The sequence below is a fragment of the Clostridium sp. FP2 genome (assembly GCF_011065955.2).
Taxonomy (GTDB): Bacteria; Bacillota; Clostridia; order Clostridiales; family Clostridiaceae; genus Clostridium_AD; species Clostridium_AD tagluense.
On record NZ_JAAMNI020000001.1, the window covers coordinates 3,118,486 to 3,138,925 of the forward strand.

Annotated in this window: 17 protein-coding genes and 1 riboswitch; of the genes, 4 read left to right on the top strand and 13 right to left on the bottom strand. The window is 29.3% G+C overall.

Annotated elements, in window-relative coordinates; genetic code table 11:
• Nucleotides 1-64 precede the first annotated feature (64 nt).
• Nucleotides 65-1,354, bottom strand: a complete 1,290-nt coding sequence (locus G9F71_RS15045) for an Nramp family divalent metal transporter (RefSeq protein ID WP_187353476.1) — start codon at nt 1,352-1,354, stop codon at nt 65-67.
• Nucleotides 1,355-1,365: 11 nt separating this feature from the next.
• A complete protein-coding gene (locus G9F71_RS15050) occupies nt 1,366-2,334 on the bottom strand; it encodes a CBS domain-containing protein (RefSeq protein WP_164949887.1) in 969 nt (322 codons plus the stop codon).
• A gap of 205 nt (nt 2,335-2,539) precedes the next feature.
• Nucleotides 2,540-2,708: riboswitch (M-box (ykoK) riboswitch) on the bottom strand.
• A 142-nt stretch (nt 2,709-2,850) separates the two neighbouring features.
• Between G9F71_RS15050 and G9F71_RS15055 the strand changes: the two genes are divergently transcribed.
• Nucleotides 2,851-3,495: a superoxide dismutase gene (locus G9F71_RS15055; protein WP_164949888.1), complete on the top strand. Its 645-nt coding sequence runs from the start codon at nt 2,851-2,853 to the stop codon at nt 3,493-3,495.
• A gap of 153 nt (nt 3,496-3,648) precedes the next feature.
• Here G9F71_RS15055 and G9F71_RS15060 read toward each other — a convergent pair whose 3' ends face one another.
• From G9F71_RS15060 to sstT, 3 genes are all read right to left on the bottom strand, one after another.
• Complete coding sequence (locus G9F71_RS15060) at nt 3,649-4,092, bottom strand: hypothetical protein (protein ID WP_164949889.1); 444 nt, start codon at nt 4,090-4,092, stop codon at nt 3,649-3,651.
• A gap of 213 nt (nt 4,093-4,305) precedes the next feature.
• Nucleotides 4,306-6,219 (bottom strand): trypsin-like peptidase domain-containing protein, encoded by a 1,914-nt coding sequence (locus G9F71_RS15065; protein ID WP_164949890.1) that lies wholly within the window; start codon nt 6,217-6,219, stop codon nt 4,306-4,308.
• Between the two features lie 282 nt (nt 6,220-6,501).
• Nucleotides 6,502-7,737, bottom strand: a complete 1,236-nt coding sequence (gene sstT / locus G9F71_RS15070) for a serine/threonine transporter SstT (protein ID WP_164949891.1) — start codon at nt 7,735-7,737, stop codon at nt 6,502-6,504.
• Nucleotides 7,738-8,287: 550 nt separating this feature from the next.
• Between sstT and G9F71_RS15075 the strand changes: the two genes are divergently transcribed.
• On the top strand, nt 8,288-8,491 hold the full coding sequence (locus G9F71_RS15075) for a DUF6440 family protein (protein ID WP_164949892.1): 204 nt from the start codon (nt 8,288-8,290) through the stop codon (nt 8,489-8,491).
• Nucleotides 8,492-8,623: 132 nt separating this feature from the next.
• Here G9F71_RS15075 and G9F71_RS15080 read toward each other — a convergent pair whose 3' ends face one another.
• The 4 genes from G9F71_RS15080 to G9F71_RS15095 all read right to left on the bottom strand — a co-directional run bounded on the left by G9F71_RS15080 (nt 8,624) and on the right by G9F71_RS15095 (nt 11,945).
• Complete coding sequence (locus G9F71_RS15080; RefSeq protein ID WP_164949893.1) at nt 8,624-8,965, bottom strand: zinc ribbon domain-containing protein YjdM; 342 nt, start codon at nt 8,963-8,965, stop codon at nt 8,624-8,626.
• A gap of 479 nt (nt 8,966-9,444) precedes the next feature.
• Complete coding sequence (locus G9F71_RS15085; protein WP_164949894.1) at nt 9,445-9,723, bottom strand: hypothetical protein; 279 nt, start codon at nt 9,721-9,723, stop codon at nt 9,445-9,447.
• Between the two features lie 71 nt (nt 9,724-9,794).
• The gene (locus G9F71_RS15090; protein WP_164949895.1) at nt 9,795-10,880 is read right to left on the bottom strand and encodes a tetratricopeptide repeat protein; all 1,086 of its coding nucleotides are present in this window, start codon (nt 10,878-10,880) and stop codon (nt 9,795-9,797) included.
• Nucleotides 10,881-11,051: 171 nt separating this feature from the next.
• Nucleotides 11,052-11,945, bottom strand: a complete 894-nt coding sequence (locus G9F71_RS15095) for an MYG1 family protein (protein ID WP_164949896.1) — start codon at nt 11,943-11,945, stop codon at nt 11,052-11,054.
• Between the two features lie 326 nt (nt 11,946-12,271).
• Between G9F71_RS15095 and G9F71_RS15100 the strand changes: the two genes are divergently transcribed.
• Together G9F71_RS15100 and G9F71_RS15105 are read left to right on the top strand one after the other, a co-directional pair.
• Nucleotides 12,272-13,174, top strand: a complete 903-nt coding sequence (locus tag G9F71_RS15100; RefSeq protein ID WP_164949897.1) for a 3'-5' exoribonuclease YhaM family protein — start codon at nt 12,272-12,274, stop codon at nt 13,172-13,174.
• Nucleotides 13,175-13,487: 313 nt separating this feature from the next.
• Complete coding sequence (locus G9F71_RS15105) at nt 13,488-16,307, top strand: EAL domain-containing protein (protein WP_164949898.1); 2,820 nt, start codon at nt 13,488-13,490, stop codon at nt 16,305-16,307.
• A gap of 80 nt (nt 16,308-16,387) precedes the next feature.
• Here G9F71_RS15105 and yaaA read toward each other — a convergent pair whose 3' ends face one another.
• The 4 genes from yaaA to G9F71_RS15125 all read right to left on the bottom strand — a co-directional run bounded on the left by yaaA (nt 16,388) and on the right by G9F71_RS15125 (nt 20,350).
• On the bottom strand, nt 16,388-16,699 hold the full coding sequence (gene yaaA, locus G9F71_RS15110; protein ID WP_164949899.1) for a peroxide stress protein YaaA: 312 nt from the start codon (nt 16,697-16,699) through the stop codon (nt 16,388-16,390).
• Nucleotides 16,700-16,863: 164 nt separating this feature from the next.
• The gene (locus G9F71_RS15115; protein ID WP_224626424.1) at nt 16,864-18,324 is read right to left on the bottom strand and encodes a transposase; all 1,461 of its coding nucleotides are present in this window, start codon (nt 18,322-18,324) and stop codon (nt 16,864-16,866) included.
• A 68-nt stretch (nt 18,325-18,392) separates the two neighbouring features.
• Nucleotides 18,393-19,238, bottom strand: coding sequence for a MurR/RpiR family transcriptional regulator (locus G9F71_RS15120; RefSeq protein WP_164950275.1), 846 nt, complete (start codon nt 19,236-19,238; stop codon nt 18,393-18,395).
• A gap of 32 nt (nt 19,239-19,270) precedes the next feature.
• Entirely contained in the window at nt 19,271-20,350 is a 1,080-nt protein-coding gene (locus tag G9F71_RS15125; RefSeq protein ID WP_164950274.1) for a DUF871 domain-containing protein, read from the bottom strand.
• Nucleotides 20,351-20,440 lie beyond the last annotated feature (90 nt).

Sequence of the window (20,440 nt, forward strand, 5' to 3'; positions counted from 1 at the left end):
ATCAGCACAAAGACAATAGTCTTCATGCTGATTTATTTTTTAATAGCTTGTAGTGTCAGTTTACTTAAAAACCTAATATTTTAATTATAGCCTGGAATAATAACACTGTAGTTAATGCTATTAAAATAACTATAGTAACCCAACCAACCCAGTTTTTGAATTTATTGTTTGTATATTCACCCATAAGGTCTTTTTTATTTACCATAAGCATCATACAAATTAAAACTACAGGTAGAAGCATTCCATTAATTACTTGAGAGCCAAGAGAAATCTGAAGTAATGGTGCACCTGGAATGAGAATAATTATGGCACCTATAATTATTATTGCTGTAAATAATCCGTAAAATTCAGGAGCTTCCTTCATTGTTTTACCTATACCAGCTTCAAAACCAAAGGCTTCACAGATGTAAAATGCAGTTGCCAGTGGAAGAATTGTAGCTGAAAATACGGACGCAACCAAGAGCCCAAAGGCAAATATACTTGATGCTAAATCTCCAGCTAAGGGCTTTAATGCCATTGCAGCATCCTTGGCCTCACATATAGCAATACCCTGTTTATTTAAAGTTGCTGCGCAAGCTACAATAATAAAGAAGGCTACTACAACTGTTACGCTGCATCCAAGGATAACATCCATAATCTCATATTTATACTCAGATATTTTAATTCCTTTTTCTATTACAGAGGACTGCATATAAAATTGCATCCACGGAGCAATCGTAGTACCAATTAAACCAATTACCGTACTAATCCAAGCTGCGTCTATACCTTCTCCATGAGCACCATTAAAGGAGGGTATAGGATTGATTAGTGAAGTTCCAATTTGGTGCCAATCGGGACGCGCAAGAAGCGCAGAAAAAACATAGGAAAGTAAAAATACACTAAATACTAAGAATATCTTCTCAACGGATTTATAGGTTCCTTTTACAACCAGTAGCCAGACTAAAATTACTGCAATTGGAACTGATACATATTTTGAAAGATTGAATACCTGCAAACTTCCTGCAATGCCTGCAAACTCAGTAGCAGTATTACCTATATCTGCTACTAATAGACCTAGAAATATAAAGAATGTTACCTTTACACCAAAATTTTCGCGAATTAAATCAGCTAAACCTTTTTGAGTGACAATACCCATTCTTGCATTCATTTCTTGTACTACAAGTAATGCAATGAAACAAGGAATCAATGTCCAAAGTAAAAGATATCCATAGTGAGCTCCGGCTACAGAGTAAGCTGAAATACCACCGGCATCATTATCTACACTTCCAGTTATTAAGCCAGGGCCAAGCACTGATAGAAACACCATAAAGCTTACAAGCCAAGGCTTTTTATTTGAATTCGTTTTTTCGCTCATAATATGCCTCCTTAACTAACCTTCCTCTTGTTTTTAAGCAATTCATAAATAATATCATTTATTATAACATTGCCGAGTAACTTCATTTCATGATTAGTAACAGGAATAGCTACAAGATTGTATTTTGAAACATTTTTTATCAAATCTTTAATACTATCTGTATCAAACATTGATTTGAATTTTTTGTTCATAATAGCACCTATTTTGCTAGTTGGCTCAGAAATAATTAAATCTCGAAGTGAAAGGGTTCCTATTAATTTATCATTTTCATCTACTACATAAAGGCTGAACAATTCATCTTCTTCAGGTTTTAATATCCTTAGATCTTCAATTGCTTCATTTATAGTTTCATTGTTATTAAAAGATACAAAATCCGTGCTCATAAGACTCCCAACTGTTTTAGCATCAAAGTCTTCAATAATATCAGCGAGGTCTGAGGGATGAAGAATGGATAGTGAATCATAGGTTTTTGATAGAACAATATTTTCATTAGAAGTTATAATAGCCTCTACATCATTCCATAGCATTAGCTTAGTCGAAACCTTAAGACCTAACATCTTAAGTGGTTTAGCAATTCCAATTCTTCTTAGAAGACCATCTATGCCTATGTCTACTGCAACTACATAAGCTCCTTTCTCTAAATATGATAGTGAAACATCATTTACACGAACTACTTTTCTCCCATTAACATCTATAATCTGTTGATCTAAAATATGCTTTCTTAAAAACAATGTATTGGGTGGGGTATATTCCTCTATTTTGTTACATATTAAAACATATTGTCCCTTTTGTTTTGTAATGGAAAAATTTTTAAAGTCGTAATCTTTAATTCCACTATTAGTTTTTACTTTTGCAGTGGTGACATGAGGGCTTTTTAATTCATTTACAACACCAAGATCACTTAATCTTCCAATAACTTTCATATCTGGTGTATATATTTTATTCCCTAAAATTCTGCTTAGATAGAAGTTGTTTTTCATATTACATCCTCCTTTTAGGAAGGGATGCAATCCCACCTATAAAATAGTTTAATAGAGTGATATCCCTTCCAATATATTAATTTTTTTTCGTGCTGGGGACCACTGTCCATTAAATAATCACACTCCTAAAATTAGAATAAAAAAAGTCTCTCCACAACGAAGTGAAGAGATTAAAATGCGTAAAAAATCAGAGCATAAAAAAATAGCTCATCTCCACTCGTTGAGTTTTAGCACTGTACAGCTTAGAGATTTGATACTCAGCTACATTAAGTAAAACCTTAATCCGGTAATACCTGCTGACCCATTGGCGTCTCTCGACATTTCTGGGCAGTAGCGTGTGTCTTATACAGTAACCTCACCTAACAAGAATATTAAATTGTAATTTTCAGTTAATATTATTCTTATAATATTATACTATGCGTCAAGCCTAATATTGTCAATGATTTTTATATTTTATTCACCTAAATAGCATGTTGGTACATATAATATAATATAATATTTTTTAGAGGGGATTTAATGTATAATTTGAAACCGGAAATTTTTGATTTTAAAAGTGTCAAAGGAATTTCTATGAAGCAGCTGGATGAGCATTACAAATTGTATTCAGGGTATGTAAGTAAATTAAATGAAATTTGGAACACTCCTTATGTACCTGATAATTATACTGATAGCAATGCCACTTATTCCAAAATGCGAAGTTTAAAACTAGGTGAAACATATTCACTAAACGGTGTAAAACTTCATAATCTTTATTTTGAAAACATAGTTGGAGGAAATAACCTTCCTTATGGACCCATTTTTAATGCTATAAAAAATCAATTTTCATCTTATGATGATTTTATATCTTACCTTACAAATGTAGGTTTATCCATGAGAGGTTGGGTAGTTCTTTCCTTTGATCTGCTTGATAACAGGCTACACATAATAGGAAGCGATTCACACGATACTGGTGCGGTATGGCTTTCTTGTCCAGTATTAATCATGGATGTTTATGAACATGCATATTTCATGGATTTTGGAACAGATAAAAGAAAATATATTTCTACATTTATTGAAAATATAAATTGGAAGGTTTTAAATGCTAGATTTCAAAAATACGTTTCAATGATACAGTTTATGGAGATGAACCAACATAGATATAGTCCATATATATTTTTTTAATGGACTATTTTCTAATTCTAAGTTAAATAAAGAGTGTAGAAAATCTACACTCTTTATCATTTGTATCAGCGCCTATTATATAATTATTATCAATGGCATATCATCAAGTAAAGAAGACCTAGTAAAAAAGAAAATTTCAATACACTTTAATCTTTATTCAATGGGTGAAAGGCTCATATCAATTGAACACTTGAATAACTCTCCACTATTTACATCAACACAGTATGCAACATCTTCTAATGTATATTCCTCTGTGTTTAGGGTATATAGATAGTAGATTTTTTCCTTAATATTCCTTTGTGAATCATAAAGAACTTTTAAATTGGGCTCAATTTTAACCTTCGATGTTACTATTTCCAAGCCCGTTTCTTTAGATACCTTATAATTGGATATTTCACCACTATTACTATTTACTTTATTAACATTGAATGCAGATACAGCCATAGGTATCGATACAACTGTAGCAAGTATAACTACTGATATAACAAATCCAATAGTAGGTATCCTCTTTTGATTTTTAGTAATTAATGCAATAATGACCCAAATCAAAAATATAAAAAATCCGAATAAGCCAAGTAAGGTAAAAAACATAACCATAGACCCATCCCCCTATTATTCCTAGCATTAGTTAAGTCTATGTTAGATAGAGCACAGGTTAGAACATATAACGAAATTTCATTGGATAATATAGTATTATTAAATATTTTAAAGAAAAGCAAAACACTATATACAATTGTACATAGTGTTTTAAAATTTAAGTTTCAAAGCTCATCTTATTCCTAAGATCTTCACAATGGTTATGAAGTTTTCTTAACGAATAGAGCCATATATAACAAAATCATTTTCAATAACTCCAATTGCAATTAATTTTTCTTCTTTTATTAAATATACTAATGGTTCTTTATTACTATCAGTATTCTTTTTATATAATACCCAACCATTATTTTTTAATAATGAATAATAGTCCTTAACGAAATTGTCTGGCAATAGTAATACTGAATAAAAATAAAATACATGTGTGCCATCAGGCGATAATGAAGTTTTGTAATAACTTGCATTTGTTGGCATCGGTATATCAGATAATAAGGGGAAATACTTATATTTATTTTCCGGAATAGATTGGGAAGTCATTTTATTTTTAATTTCCATTAATGTCTTTTCATTTCTACTATTTAATAATGGATTAACTTCATTAATAGGTATTACAAATCCTATATCCCCTGCTAAGTCGTATCCCGCATAAGTTATTCCTATTATATCACCATATACATTAAATAATGCTCCACCACTTGAACCATGAGAAATACTTGCAGTAGTTTGAAAATCATTTCCTCTATCACTTTTTCTATTAATTCCACTTATTATACCCGTACTTAAAGAATTTTCATATCCTTCTGGGCTACCTATTGCAACAACATTGTCTCCTATTTCCATAGTGTTACTGTCACCTAATTTAACTATATTTAGATTAGTTGAATTTGATAATTGTAAAATTGCTATATCTTGCTTTTCATTATAATTTAAAACACTTTTAACTTCATACTTTGTTCCATTTTGTAATGTTACATTTGCATAGGAACAATCTTTAATTACATGAAAATTAGTTACTACAACACCATTGGAATTCACTATAAATCCACTACCATTTGCAATTAATTTATGATTTTCATCACTTACTTCAACGGAGACAACTGCATCCCCATATTTTCCGAAAATTTGTTTAGCAGTTAATTCATTTGTTACCGTTACTTTACATGTTGCTGTTTTGTTTCCATCTGAACTTATAACAGTTATTATTGCAGTTCCTGCACTTATCGCTGTTATCTTTCCAGTATTGTCTACTTTTGCTATTTCAGGACTTGAAGATGTCCATCTTATATCTTTGCTAGGCTCATCCATTGCTATTACATTATCTGTTCCGCCTACTATTAGCGAACTTGCAATTTTGTTTAAATTCAAAGAGGCAACTTTAATTGTTGTATTATTAATAGTAATTATTTTTAATTTAAAGCCATCATATTTATTCTGTGACTCATTATTCTTAGCCCATAAGTCTGCTATATAAGTGCCCTCAGGAATATTTTTTAAATTATAATTTACATTCATATTATAATCAGTTAAATTAGTTAACCATTTGCTGTTTTTAACATCAAATAAGTGTAATTTATAATCCACTTCTAATGGCGTATTTTCTACACCATTTATAGTTAATATATCCTCTTGACTTAATTGTGTCTTGCCAATTTCCATACTGCCATTTAATTCAATTTTTGCATTTTTAACCACCTCAAAATGTAAGGGATAAGCATCATCATAATCACCATACTTATTTTGATTTAGGCCTTTTACACCCACACGTCTAACTCTAATAGAAAATCTATATTTATCTGCTTTTAAATTTAAATTTGTAATATCTACAATCATTGGAGCTTGTGCATCTATAGGGTTTGTCCAACCATTAACCATATCAACATTATTAATTAACTTCCAGTCTTTCATAACACTTTCTTGTATATAAAATAATTGATATTGGACCTGTCCAGTATAATTTTTAGCGGAAATATAGAACTCATTCTTATCCCCATTTATAAATGGGGAATGTTCCAATGATACTATAGATACTTTAGGTGTTATTTGTGCAAAAACCTGGATTTTAAATGTACTTAATAATACTACAGTTAGTAAAATCATAAAAAATCCACTTGTTAAATTTCTTCTCTTCATTTTAATCCCCCTCGAATATATTTGTAACAATACCATTTAATAATACATTTAATGACAAGATATAACAATAGTTTTATAAATATATTATCCTATAGTTTTATTGGAGTTAGTATATTGGGTCTGATTAATGACGAAGAAAACTCTGTAAAATTAATTCTTGATCGAAGTATTTTGGAAAATGATACCAATAATTATTTATTCAAATAAAAGCCCTCTATAGCAGATTATAAACTGCCATAGAGGGCTTTAATAATTGTAAAAAACAAAAACGTAATTTAGTTTCTATTTAGGGATAACGATTTTTTTCCCTTCTTTACGCCACTTAGCAAATTCAGCTGTTGCTGTGAAAAGTACGTCTGTAGAAGAGTTAAGAGCTGTTTCGCAAGAGTCTTGTAGCACACCTACGATAAAGCCTACACCAACTACCTTCATAGCAATGTCATTTGGAATGCCGAATAAGCTACATGCTAGAGGAATCAGTAATAGTGAACCTCCAGCTACGCCTGAAGCACCACAAGCAGCTACAGCAGAAAGTATGCTAAGGATTAATGCTGTAGGCATATCCACTTTAATACCAAGCGTCGCAACTGCTGCAAGGGTCATAACAGAAATGGTAACAGCTGCACCAGCCATATTGATTGTAGATCCTAATGGAATAGATACAGAATAGGTATCCTTATCTAAACCTAGTTTTTCACACAAGGTCATATTTACAGGAATGTTCGCAGCTGAGCTACGTGTAAAGAATGCTGTAATACCACTTTCCCTTAAGCACTTAAATACAAGTGGGTATGGGTTTTGACGAATATTTATAAACACAATGATTGGATTGACAACAAGTGCCACAAAGACCATGCAACCAAGCATAACTGCAAGTAAATGTCCATAGCTCCCTAAGGCTTTAAGTCCCTTTCCTGCAAAAGCCTCAAATACAAGACCCATGATACCTAGTGGTGCAAAGTTTATTACCCATTTAACCATTTGAGTTAATGCATCTGAAAAATTAGTAATCATGACTTTTGTAGTATCAGGTGCATTTTTTAAAGCAAAGCCAAGAACTACCGCCCAAGATAATATGCCTATATAATTGGCATTAAAAAGTGCTTTTACTGGATTATCAACAACATTTAGAAGTAATGCTTTAAGTACCTCTACGATACCACCAGGTGGTGTTACGTTTTGGGCTCCCGCTATTGAAAGTGTTAATACTACTGGGAATATAAAGCTTGCAATAACCGCTACAAGTCCGGCTAAGAATGTTCCTAAAAGATAAAGGCCGATAATAGACTTCATATTTGTTTGATGACCAGTCCTATGTTGAGATATAGCCGACATTACCAAGAAGAATACCAATATTGGTGCAATCGCTTTCAAAGCACCTACAAATAAAGAACCAAATATGATGACTGGTTTTGCTTGTTCTGGAATAAATGCAGCTAATAAAACACCAATAACTAATCCTATAATTATTCGTATTACTAAGCTCATTTTATTCCAATTGCTCATTAGTTTTTTCATAATATTTTCCTCCTATAGTTAAGATTGAAATCAAACTGTGTACAGGCACTTTAAATAAACTTTCATTCGACTTATTATTCTCACAACTCTGTGATAAAAATAAGTCTACCACAAATTTTAACTCATGGGAAGAAAAATTTTAGTGGCTAAATTCTTGCAAATTACCACTCTAAACCTAGTTATACTATAACTTTGGCTATAATGTAAAAATTTATAATTATACTTATAAGAACTTTGATATTAATTCCATATAAATCTAATGCTAAAAATACAAAAATGAAAATTAACAATAAAAATACATTAAATTGTATAATTTTTAATTATTGTATTTTTCTTTGTTCTTAAATAGCTATATTAAACAGCCCTAAATCTTACGGTACCAAACCATATCCTATAAGTGATGTTAGCTTTTATTGACGAATTGTTCTTGGTACATGAAGTATATAACTTTAATTTTGGGCTATATTAAAGAGAGTTGTTAAAGTTTATAGATATAATATTTAATAAAAATCCATATGATATTATCTAAGGAAAATAATAGGAGGAAAAAATGTTTAATAAAGAAGATAAAAGCCAAAATAATAGATTTAAAGCTATAGATGACTATTCTTATGCCTTAGCCGTAACTAGTAAAATAATTCTAGATAACGGAACAATAACAAACTATTTGATTAATATTGAAGATTACGCTGGAGGAATCACTGTATTATTAGATAAAGATGGAAATACTATGTTTTCACAAGTAAAGTTGTAGTATTTTTACATTAAAGTATAAAATAGTTTTCATTGGTAATTTATAAACCCTAAAATGGGTATGAAAAAAGCATCTGCATTGGCAGATACTTCATATTGTTAAATACCCATAATGGGTGAATTAAACCCACATTTATATCTTTTTAACAAATTCAGATTTTAGTTCCATAGCTCCAAAACCGTCAATTTTGCAATCAATATTATGATCTCCATCGACCAACCGTATATTTTTCACTTTTGTACCTATTTTTATAGCTGATGAACTTCCTTTTACTTTAAGATCTTTGATTATTGTTACAGAATCACCATCTTTTAAGACGTTTCCATTTGCATCTTTGATAATCTTTGTATCTTCACTATTTTCACTTTCTAATTCTAAATTCCACTCATGACCACATTCTGGACATACAAAAAGACTTCTATCTTCGTAAGTATATTCTGAATTACATTTTGGACAACTAGGCAAATCTAACATAATTTCATTTCCTCCATTCGTTATTGTTAATTCTATTATATAAGAATTACTTTAAGTTTCTTTTTTAAAGTTTGTGCGAAGAGTCTATTTATTTATATGTGTAATTTTTAGTACTTGTAAAATAACAATTGCTAACTTAAAATTCACAAAAAAAATATAGGGAGATCCTTATATGCTTATATATTATCATAGTCTTCTCATATTGACAAACCTTCCTCTACTCTTTATATTTTAAACTTTATGCCATATTAATTCTCATTATCTTTTTTTTGTAAATAATAATGTTTGCATAGTATACGTCTAAAAGAGATTGTAATCTTCTAATATATATATTACCACCCTGTCCATTAGCTATTAGCGTGTACATTTTATATTAAATATACAATAAACGCCCAATCTAATAATAATGTTATGTTTTTGAACTAAAAAGGCACCAATGACTACTACAGCCACTGATACTCACTCTAAATTCTAACTAATTAATTTACTATTTTTTCATTTTTCTTTCCAATTTTCCAATTATTTATATACAGCATAAAATCAATAGATGCCATGGTCATATTTGTGGCATAAAGATATATAACCTTGTCATAATTATAAAATATTTTATGCAATATTCCAGAAGCATATCCAATTATCACAACAATCAGAAATATTACACTTTTACCTTCTACCGATTTAGATTTATAGGATTTATATATCGAAAAAGGCCACGCTACACCAAAACATAATAACATAATAATCTCAAAAACACTCATCAAAACCCCTCCAACTACCTTTCTTAAATTTAAGTTGTATATCAACACCCATAATTACACTATTATTCATTTTAAGTCAATTCTGATTTCATGCCTATAGCATCATTTCTAAATTCTTCATCAGCCGTAGCCTTTATAATAAAATCTAAGCATTTAATTGCCTGCATGTCATCTTCTAACGCATTATATGCATAAACTTTATAATAATAAATACTACAAATTGATTCTACATCGCTTTTATCTACTAACTGTAACATTCTATCACAAATTTTAACTGCCTTTATAAATTGATCAGTATTCATATACAGACATTGTAAATAATATAATGAATCAGCTTTATCACCTTCCATATTTATAGCACCTTCAAAAGCTATAATAGCTCTACTAAACATATTCAAACCTATTAGTGATTCAGCTACTCCAAATAAAGCATCTGCAGTATCATTAATCTTCCTTGCAGTGTTGTAATAGAGAAGTGCATTATAAAAATCTTCCTTATTAATTAATTCCTCTCCTTTGTCTATAAGAGGTTGATATTCCAATGATATATTTAACGTCTTTTGAAGCACTTCTTCTGAATAGACTAAATTTATAAATCCTCCCTTGTATGACTGCATAAACTCTAAAACTTTTGGAATAAACATTGTTTTAGCATAACCAGATTCTGCATACCATATATTAGGTTTCTCCATACCCATATCTTTTTCAACAATTATAGATCTAGGCATTTCAAATGCTCTTTCTAATTCAGGTAGCAAAAAACACTCTTTACTCCTGGCTTCCATACTGAAATATAAATCTCTGCCTATTCCCCCATAAGGATAAAATTCTTGTGAGTATTTATATAAAGTGGCATTTTTATACCAACCAACAATGACATTTTTTCCTGTTTTCACCTGTTTCGCAACCCATATTACAAGCACATTATCTACACTATCATCGTTTACTGTTGCTTTTTCAAATCTTTCTAAATGCAGAGAGCCACCTCTATTGGATACGTATCCATAACATTTCCCGTTATAATCTTGAAAATTATATGATTCATAAGCCTCATTATTTCCATCTTTCTCCCCTCCAGAAATTTTGCTGAGTTTATTATCCTCACTTACTCCTATATAATTTTTTAACCATGTAACGTTACAAAATATAATTCTCATTTTAATAATCCCCTTACATCTCAGATTTACTTATATTATAAACTAAAATGGATTACATGTTTTTCTCTATTATACATAAATATATCCTATAGAGTAGACTTTTTTAAATTGTCTACTTTATAGGATGCATTTTAGAGTCACATTAACTTTTTTCTATTCTTTATATAAGTTTTAAATTGATAATTTTGCTATTTTTAAAACACTATCCATGCTTTTAGCTGATGCTATAAACCCAGCTTTGTGACAAAATATAGCATCATCTATTTTAATTATAGAATTTATTTCATCACTTGATCTTCCTCTAATAGATTCTAATATATCTCTTCTTGCTTCAAAAGTATCAGCAGATTTCTTCACTGTCTGAATCTTATACTCTGCATCATTATCACCTGGAGAAATAACGAACAATACCTCATTATTTATATCTATTTTAAGTAACTGTTGTAGCCAAGGGCAACCCCTTTTTAAAACCATTATCTCATTAATATCTCTATTTTGAAAGGCCTCATTTACTATAATCCTTGCTTTTATAACAGAAACTTGCCTGCTTATTATCCTTTTTATAACCTCAGTAGCATATAAAGTAGCTTCTTCAAATGCCTCATCTTTGGATGCGATAGAATCCCATGTAGGATTAAAACTTTGGATAATATCACTTATGGAAGTTACTTTAATTTCTGATTTTATATCTATGCCATTATCTGTAGCATCAATACCTTGCATTAAATTTTTATCAACATAATCGAAAATTGATATTATATCATTTTCATCAAACTCTGGATTAAACTTTTTTATTATTCGAGACCCAAACTCTCTCCAAACTAATCCACAAGCGGCATAAGGTATATTATTTTCTCTTATTTCTTTATTTAATTGGTGATGATCGAATTCTCCTAGGGATATATCATAAACAAAGTCTAGTTTCCTAAGTATATCTTCATTCCTTGTTCTTGTTACTTTAATATCCCCTAATAGTAGACTAAGTATGGCAGTAGCCATAACATCGTCTGCATGAAATTTACCGCTATGTGTTCCTAAAGTTTTAATATTCTTTTCATTAATCATCATTTACCTCTTTCATATTCATATTCTAAATATATTCTAAATATATTCAATATCATTAATTTATTATTATATCACAACATTAGTGTATTTTCCTGAATATCACGCTATATAATTTAAATCTACCAACGAGGCAGTGGCAAGTCCATAAAGTTTCCATTATCTTCTGTTGGTTCTTTAGAAATAAATTCCCGCACTCTACAGAACTGCATTACAAAAATTAGAAGCATATATGTATCTGGTAGAAATAAATATGGTATAGTAATAAATATAAATAGTTTTTTTACATATGCTATATTTTAAAAATAAATTTGTTCTGGAGGAAAGATATGAATAAAAAAGAGAATTTTTTATGCGATATAAAAAATGAAAGTAATATAAAAATTTCATTAATGGTAATGAAAATACTAGTCAAAGATTCTTCTAAGGTTGTATGCATATTAGTTGATAAAAGTGGAGAAATAAAAGCTAATATACCCAGTAAAAATGGAGATATTAAAGAAGGAAGCGTCCTAGCGATTCAAGGGGTTAAAGATAGAAATCTAGATGTTAAAAAATATGAACTTATTTCAGATTATAATCTCTCAGATTATCTTCCAACGGTAAAGAGACCTATTGAGGAAATAATGAAGGAAATAGAAGTATATACAAACAAATATATTATTTCAAGTGAAGGTAAGGCATTAAATGACTATTTCTTTAAGAATGAAATAGTTTTAGATAAGTTTAAAAGAGGAATAGGTGGAGTGTCAATGCATCATAATTATATAGGTGGTCTTGCGGAACATACCCTAAATGTTATGTATTTAACTGCTATGCTTTGTGAGAGATATGAATGTAGGAGAACAGAAATAGCGTTACTTGCAGCAAAACTTCATGATATTGGGAAGATTTATGAATTATATTATGATGGTCCTTTTAAATATACCCTTAGAGGAGAAATGGAAGGTCATATTGTTATTGGAGTAGCGTTAATAGATAAAGCTATTAGAGAAAATCCAACATTATATTCAGAAGATTTCATCACTAGGATAAAAGGTTGCATTGTTCAGCATCATGGAAAGCTTGAATTTGGTTCTCCAAGAGCAATGAAAATGGAAGAATCATTTATAGTTAATTACGCTGACTCCATAGATGCTACTATGAATAAGATTTCTCAAGTAAAGGATAAAACAGAATCTGGAAATTGGTCAGAATATGATAGAAGAATTGAAACTAAATTATATTTATAGTAGCTACCAGAAAGAAATATAAAAAGGCCTTTAATAATCCCCCCTTCAAACAGCGTATCCATTTTCGAAAAAAACTAGATATTTCTCAATAAATTGATGAAATAAAACTAGTTTTTTTTTTAGTTGATACCATTCTACATTTTTTGTTATATAGCCCTATTTTTAGCTCTTTTTATTTTTCACTTTAAATTTTTATATTAGTTTTAGCATATATAGAAAGAGGATTTTTATATTTTTTGTCGAATTACAAATATTACTAATAAATGAATCATATTTGATATGTTGAGATAAACAACAAGGGGGGACTCTTCTTATGAAATTCACAAACAAAAAAAATATAATTAAATATCTGAATATTGCAATTATTATTTTTATTTTTATTTTTTTATTTTTAGGTATATTTTTTAATATTAAAATGAGAAAAAATCTAGAGAGTAATGTTACTAAAAGTTTAAAAAAAGATTCACAGATAATCGCTAAAGAAATAACTGGTTATTTTATTCGCTATGGTGAGATAGCTAACCAAATGTTAACTAATGAAGATCTTACATACTATATAAAAGAAAATAAACCTAAGTCCACCAAAATGCAAAACCCTAATTACAAAAAAGTGGTGAATACTTTAAAAAGAATTAAAAGTACAGATAAGGATATATTTTGGTCATGGCTTGCTATATATTCTGGCAATGATTTAGTAAACAATGAATATAACTCAGAAATGCCTAATAATTATACAGTAAAGAATCGTCCGTGGTATACCCAAGTAGTTGAAAACAATGGCAAAATAACCTATACGAACCCTTATAAGGATACTCTTACAGGAGAGTGGGTCATATCTGCCATAGCACCAGTGCTAGACAAAAATAACATTATTGGATTTGCAGGAATCGACGTAAATATTAAACAAATAAAAACCTATTTAGATTCCTATCCTATTGGAAACAGTGGTAATATTGTTTTAATTTCAAATAACGGTACAATTATTTACGAAAAAGGTCAAGAACTATCCCCTACTACTAATCTTACTAAAGAAAAGGGTATACTAGGAGAAATTGGAAATAAAATGCTCATTGAAAAAACTGGTGTACAGCAGTTAACTTATAAAAACGAAGAAAAATATTTTGCTTATTCATCAATAGAAATCAATGGTTGGTCTGTTGGTACTATAATTTCTAAAGAAGATACTAAGTCCCAAGTAAATCTGTTTAATATGATGAGCATAATAATCTTTGGCGCATCCACTGTCATTTTAATTATTCTTGCTAGTATTATAAAACTAAATAATAATTACAACGAATTAGATGAACTCTATGGAAATTTAAGTGAGAAAGAAAAAGAACTAGAATCTTCTAACCAAGAAATATCGGCTACCTATCAACAACTACTCACCTCCGAGGAAGAATTGAGAGCTCAATATGATGAGATACAGAGCTATACAGAAATAATACAAGATTTAAAACAAAAATATGAAATTGCTATCGAGAGCACCAATAGTGCTATATGGGAAATTAACCTAGAAGATGAAATGATGTTTTTTTCTAATGAGATAGAAGGTATCTTAGGCATATCCTTTAATTCAAAAGAAAAAATAGATAAAGTTCTAGATCGGATTTTTTCTATAGAAGATAAAGAAAATTTCATGAGGGAATTTACGCAATATAAAAGAGGCGAAATCGAGGAAATTTATACACAAGCACAGGTCCTAGATAAAGAAGGTAATTTCAAGTGGTTATTATTTCATGGGAGAGGTATCAACACTAGTAGTAAAAAATCAAAGCTTATTAATGGTATTCTCTTGGATATCACAAAATTAAAAGAGCAGGAGAAACATATAAAATACCTTGCATATAATGATATTTTAACAGGCTTACCTAATCGAAGAAGTTTCATGGAACGGATTGCAGTTGAACTTACTAAACATAAATTTGGTGCTGTTATGATGCTTGATATTGATAATTTTAAGGGGATTAATGATACCTTAGGCCACACCGCCGGTGATATCTTATTGAAAAAAGTTACGAAAGAACTTATAAAGTTGAAAGATGAAAATTTATTTATATCCCGATTTGGTGGGGATGAATTCATTATTTTAGTATCAGGAGAAAATGATATTTTAAAAATTGAAAAGTATGCTAAAAAAATAGTGGATATATTTAAACACAATTTTGTAATTGATAACGATAAAGTATATGTAAGTTGCAGTATTGGAATTACGCTATACCCTACCCACAGCAATACTGTTAATCAACTTATAATGAATGCAGATATGGCTATGTATAAAGTAAAGGAATCTGGAAAAAACAATTATACATTCTTTAACGAAGAAATGACTAATAAATTAAAAGAAAAGACAAGAATACAAAATATTTTAAGAGACAGCTTAAAAAAGGATGGCTTCAAACTGGTTTATCAACCCCAAGTGGACACTTATACTGGCAAAATAGTAGGCTTCGAAGCTCTTTTAAGACTAAAAAAACACTCTTTATCACCAGCTATTTTCATACCACTAGCAGAGGAAATGGGTATCATTCCAGAAATAGGAAGATGGGTAACAAAGCAAGCAATACAACAAATAGCAATATGGAAAAAAAAGGGCTTAGATGTAAAACCCGTGGCTATTAATTTTTCTGCAATACAATTGAACGATAAAAATTACTTATTGTTTTTACAAAATGTATTAAAGGAAAACATGGTAGAACCTAGATATATTGATATAGAAATTACAGAAAGTATATTTTTAGAAAAAAAAGAAGAAACCATAGAATTTCTTAATCAGCTAAGGGCTCTAGGTATAAAAATTTCCTTAGATGATTTTGGTACTGGATATTCATCTCTAAGCTATTTAACATTTTTACCAGTTGATAAGATAAAATTAGATAAATCTTTAAGTGATAAATTTTTACAGAGAGATAATATTGCGGTTATGGATAGCATTGTTTCTCTCGCTCACAGTTTGAATTTAGAAGTAGTAGCAGAAGGAGTTGAGTATATAGAGCAATATAAACCACTCAAGGCAGCAGGATGTAACTATATTCAAGGATTTTTATTTAGTAAGCCCTTAGAAGTAGATGAGGCTGAGAAGATGTATTATCATAATTTTTTAGAAAAATATGCTGAATCTGAAGAACTATAAAATTTGAATGTTGGTAATTCAATCTTTCATGGGGTTTAGTTATAAGGTATTTTCCAATGAGGAGGGACTTAGTTTACTTTTTATCTGGTAAATACAAATTCTGTATCAGAAGATAGATATTCATTATAACTATATCTCTCTTCATTGAATTCTTTCAGGTCACTTGGCAAAATAATACTATTCTCAATTATAAATCGGCTCATAAGTCCTCTTGCCTTCTTTGTGTAAATAGTTATGACCTTGTGAGTTCCATTTTTATAATCCTTAAATACTGGTGTTATAACCTTTATATTTATTTTACTAAGATCTATTACACTGGAATATTCCTTTGATGCTAAATCTATTAGTATGTTATCGTTTTGCCCTTCTGATACTCCCACGCCTAAAGGCATGGGGTTCTTAAATACATTATCTTCTCCTATACTCTCATTTATATAAAAACTATAAATTACAACATATAAGAACTAAATGACTTCTCTAAGACTTTTACTACCAATTATCCCAATGGATAAATTAACGATAGTTTAAAGGCTCATATCAAAACCTTATTATTTTTTTATATTCCCATACTTGATATTTTCTTATTGTCACTACTTAATAATCTATTTATTTCTTTATCATGAAGCATTTTAAAATTACCGTATTCGCTGAAACACTTTTCTCTATCTATTTCTTCTAAATTTTCTTTTACATTCATTATTAAAAAACTAGAATATAAATCTCTTTGAATTCTAATTTCTTCATTATCTATATTAAATATGTTGAAACGTTCACTTAATTTTTTTTTATTATACTTCTCATCAAAATGGTTATACTGTGATGCTTTTATTTTATAAGTATTAACTTTATATAATTCAGTATTATTCCACTTTAATTTATTGTCTAATATAGTTAAAAGAATACTTGGTGCTTTATTTGCTAAAGACTTTCCAAATCTTTTTTTCTTATTAAATTTCCCTGTTTTTTCATTTACGGTAGTATTTTGGGAACGTTTTTGCAATCCTTTATAGTTCATTGTTTCTACTAATATCCTATCACCTAAACCCACTATTTTATTAGCTAAAATATTATGACTTTGCTTTCTTATATCAGCTTGTTTCCTTTGAATATCTCTTAATTCATTTTGAGTTTTAATATACTTATTGGATTTAACCCATATTAATTTTATACCATGTTTTATTGTACCATTTTCATTAAAATTATTAGGATTGTTAATTCTTCTTTGTCTATCTAGTTTTCTTAATAATCTTCTTTTAATTGTTTCAATATTATTAATTTCGGGTGCTAATTCTAATAATTTAACATCATATTTTGAAGCAATTCCTATAGTTTGAGTTCCAATATCTATTCCAACATTGCCCTTCCCTATACTATTTTTAACTTCCCCAGTTTCTTTATTATATTTAACAGGAGGAATACCATCTAAAACTAATTGAATATAATATTTATATTTTCCACGAATAAATTTTCTAACTATTCTACAATATTTAACTTTGTTTAATAGCGAAATTTCTGCATATTCATCATTTTTATTTATAATCACATCTGTTTCTAATCCATTCCAAATTAATTTATTATCCCTAAATCTAATTCCTGTTTTATTGGATTTTCCTTCTACACTGTTCATTTCTCCATATTTCTTAAAACAAACCCTATTTGCAGTATGAAACATTAATCCTTGAAATGCACTAAAGCACCGTGAAGCTATTTTTTGAGCGGTGAAGCTATCTATATTGCCTTTAAAATGTTTTTGAATAGGTTTTATAAAATCATGAAGTGAATACTCTGTCAAACCATATTTTTTATTTAATTCATTGAATTGTTTGTTACGGTATTTTCCTATAGTCATTTTAACAACTTTCCTATATTCTTTGGATTGTCTCATGCTATTATATCTTTTATATAATTCCCCTAAACAACTATTATATATATTCCTACCTATTTCTAATCTTTTATCTAAAACATTTTCTTGATATTTTTCCGTATCTAGCTTTACTGTTAAAATATAATTTGGCACAGTATTCACCTCGCTTTTTAAATTCTTATTTTAGTTAAGGGAGAAACTATTAAGATTATTTGCTACTCCTATTTATAAAGTTCTTTAACTGCTTTTCTTGTTTCAATTAATTTTCCTTCTACTTCTTTTATATTATTTCTAGCCATTCCTATAAATAACATGTCTATTATTGCTAGCTGCGATATTCTCGAGCTAATTGCACCTTCCCTTAAAGATTTTTCTACTGCTGGCACACGCAATACCACATCTGAGAGATCAGCTAGCTTATTATTTACACTAGCCTTTGTTATTGCTATTACTGGAATTTTCCTTTTTTTTGCGTTTTCTACACATTTAATAACTTCCCTTGTTTCACCTGAATAGGATATTGCTATTGCTACATCACCTGGTTCCATTAAAATAGATGAGGTTATTTGCAAATGGGTATCTGTATGTGATATACATCTCTTATTTATTCTGCTTAATTTATAATAAAAATCTTGGCCTACTAAAGCTGATACTCCTACACTAAAAATATATATGTTTTTAGCATTTATAAGTAACTCTATTGCATTACCTAGTTCTTCTTCCTTTAATATGCTAACAGTCTGTTCCATAATAGAATCTATTGAATTTTTTATTGCATGAATTATATTTTTTGTTCCTAAATCTTTATCTAAATATTGAAACTCTATAGCTTGATCCATTTTATCTAAACTAATAGATAAGGTAAGCTTCATTTCATTTAAGCTATTAAAACCTATTTTTTTAGCAAACCTAACAACTGTTGGAGCCGATGTTTTAGTAGCATCAGCTATATCCTTAGCTGACATTGATATAATACTTTCCTTAGTTTCTAATAAGTAATCTGCTATTAATTTTTCACTATCTGTAAAACTATCATAATTTTGCTTTATATATTGTAATACATTCATAATTCCACATCCTATTACATTTAATTTTAGCTCTAGTTATTGACTATCTTAAAGTAAAATTTTTTACCACCAGTTATATATTTCAATAGATAAATATGCTTTTGTAAGACTGAAGCTACAACATTTGTCCTATAATCACTCTTTTGACTCCCTTTTAATATTTGTAATTCTCCCATGTATCTCATATATTTCTCATTATCTATTATAATGTCTCCATAATTTTTATCAACTGTATTTAATGCCTTTATTTTCTCACCATTAAGAAGTAATCTACTTTCACTAGCTCTTATGGCATCTCTAGCCTCATCTTCTCTTTGGGTGTAAGTTTCAGTAAGTAATCGTAAGGTTACATTATCAAATTCTTTTAATTCTATAAAAAGCTCTACCGCATCTGGATTTAATCTAGATAAATCCTCTAGTTCTTTTTTACCAGGAAGTGAATCTCCTATAAATATAGATTTATTTCCCAGGGCAAACAAATGATTTGCAGCTTCGCGTACCTCTATACCTCTATGAGCTTCTAAGCTAGGCAATCCATCATATAATGGACCTCTTTTTCTATTATTTGATCCTACAAAAGCAGAAGCTTTAATTCCTCTTTTGCTTAAAATAGTATTCTTCTCTTTCATACATTCTTCTGAAATACCTGTACCCACTCTAGGATAAAAATTATGCAGCGCATCCATATTTTTATAGTTAGGCGAATATCTATCTAGATTTTCAAAAAACTCTTTAGTTATTGTTGATGCATTTAATTGAACTTTAATTCCATAAGGATTTTTACTCATTTTAGATATTTTTTCTTCTGTATATCCAAAATCTATTCTTATAGTCTTAACCCCTATATCACATAATCCCTTCAAATCCATATCATTTAAGTCTAAAAACTTAAACGTGTTAGGAGAAATATCACTTATTATATCCATATTATATTTTTTAGCTAAACTAAAAAATTCACGTGCTTCAGTCTTTAATATGCTATAATTTGCCTCTGGTATATGAAGTGAGGTGAATATTCTGGTAAAGCCTAGTTCATGAGCATCCTTTAGTAACTTTATATTTTCTTCCTTTGTATTGTCTAATCCAAAATAAATTGAAATACCATAACTCATAAAAATCTCCCCTTTAATCATCTCTTGCAGAGCTGCATTAATTAGTTTTGCTTATTAAAAAGACCCTTGCGGGTCTTTTTTTTAACTCTC

Excerpts from the sequence above, each read along its gene's own strand:
- G9F71_RS15090 (WP_164949895.1), bottom strand. The coding sequence starts at position 10,880 with ATGAGAATTATATTTTGTAACGTTACATGGTTAAAAAATTATATAGGA.
- G9F71_RS15095 (WP_164949896.1), bottom strand. The coding sequence starts at position 11,945 with ATGATTAATGAAAAGAATATTAAAACTTTAGGAACACATAGCGGTAAA.
- G9F71_RS15045 (WP_187353476.1), bottom strand. The coding sequence starts at position 1,354 with ATGAGCGAAAAAACGAATTCAAATAAAAAGCCTTGGCTTGTAAGCTTT.
- G9F71_RS15080 (WP_164949893.1), bottom strand. The coding sequence starts at position 8,965 with ATGTTAGATTTGCCTAGTTGTCCAAAATGTAATTCAGAATATACTTAC.
- G9F71_RS15085 (WP_164949894.1), bottom strand. The coding sequence starts at position 9,723 with ATGAGTGTTTTTGAGATTATTATGTTATTATGTTTTGGTGTAGCGTGG.
- yaaA (WP_164949899.1), bottom strand. The coding sequence starts at position 16,699 with ATGCCTTTAGGCGTGGGAGTATCAGAAGGGCAAAACGATAACATACTA.
- G9F71_RS15105 (WP_164949898.1), top strand. The coding sequence starts at position 13,488 with ATGAAATTCACAAACAAAAAAAATATAATTAAATATCTGAATATTGCA.
- sstT (WP_164949891.1), bottom strand. The coding sequence starts at position 7,737 with ATGAAAAAACTAATGAGCAATTGGAATAAAATGAGCTTAGTAATACGA.
- G9F71_RS15120 (WP_164950275.1), bottom strand. The coding sequence starts at position 19,238 with ATGAATGTATTACAATATATAAAGCAAAATTATGATAGTTTTACAGAT.
- G9F71_RS15065 (WP_164949890.1), bottom strand. The coding sequence starts at position 6,219 with ATGAAGAGAAGAAATTTAACAAGTGGATTTTTTATGATTTTACTAACT.
- G9F71_RS15125 (WP_164950274.1), bottom strand. The coding sequence starts at position 20,350 with ATGAGTTATGGTATTTCAATTTATTTTGGATTAGACAATACAAAGGAA.
- G9F71_RS15055 (WP_164949888.1), top strand. The coding sequence starts at position 2,851 with ATGTATAATTTGAAACCGGAAATTTTTGATTTTAAAAGTGTCAAAGGA.
- G9F71_RS15075 (WP_164949892.1), top strand. The coding sequence starts at position 8,288 with ATGTTTAATAAAGAAGATAAAAGCCAAAATAATAGATTTAAAGCTATA.
- G9F71_RS15060 (WP_164949889.1), bottom strand. The coding sequence starts at position 4,092 with ATGGTTATGTTTTTTACCTTACTTGGCTTATTCGGATTTTTTATATTT.
- G9F71_RS15050 (WP_164949887.1), bottom strand. The coding sequence starts at position 2,334 with ATGAAAAACAACTTCTATCTAAGCAGAATTTTAGGGAATAAAATATAT.
- G9F71_RS15100 (WP_164949897.1), top strand. The coding sequence starts at position 12,272 with ATGAATAAAAAAGAGAATTTTTTATGCGATATAAAAAATGAAAGTAAT.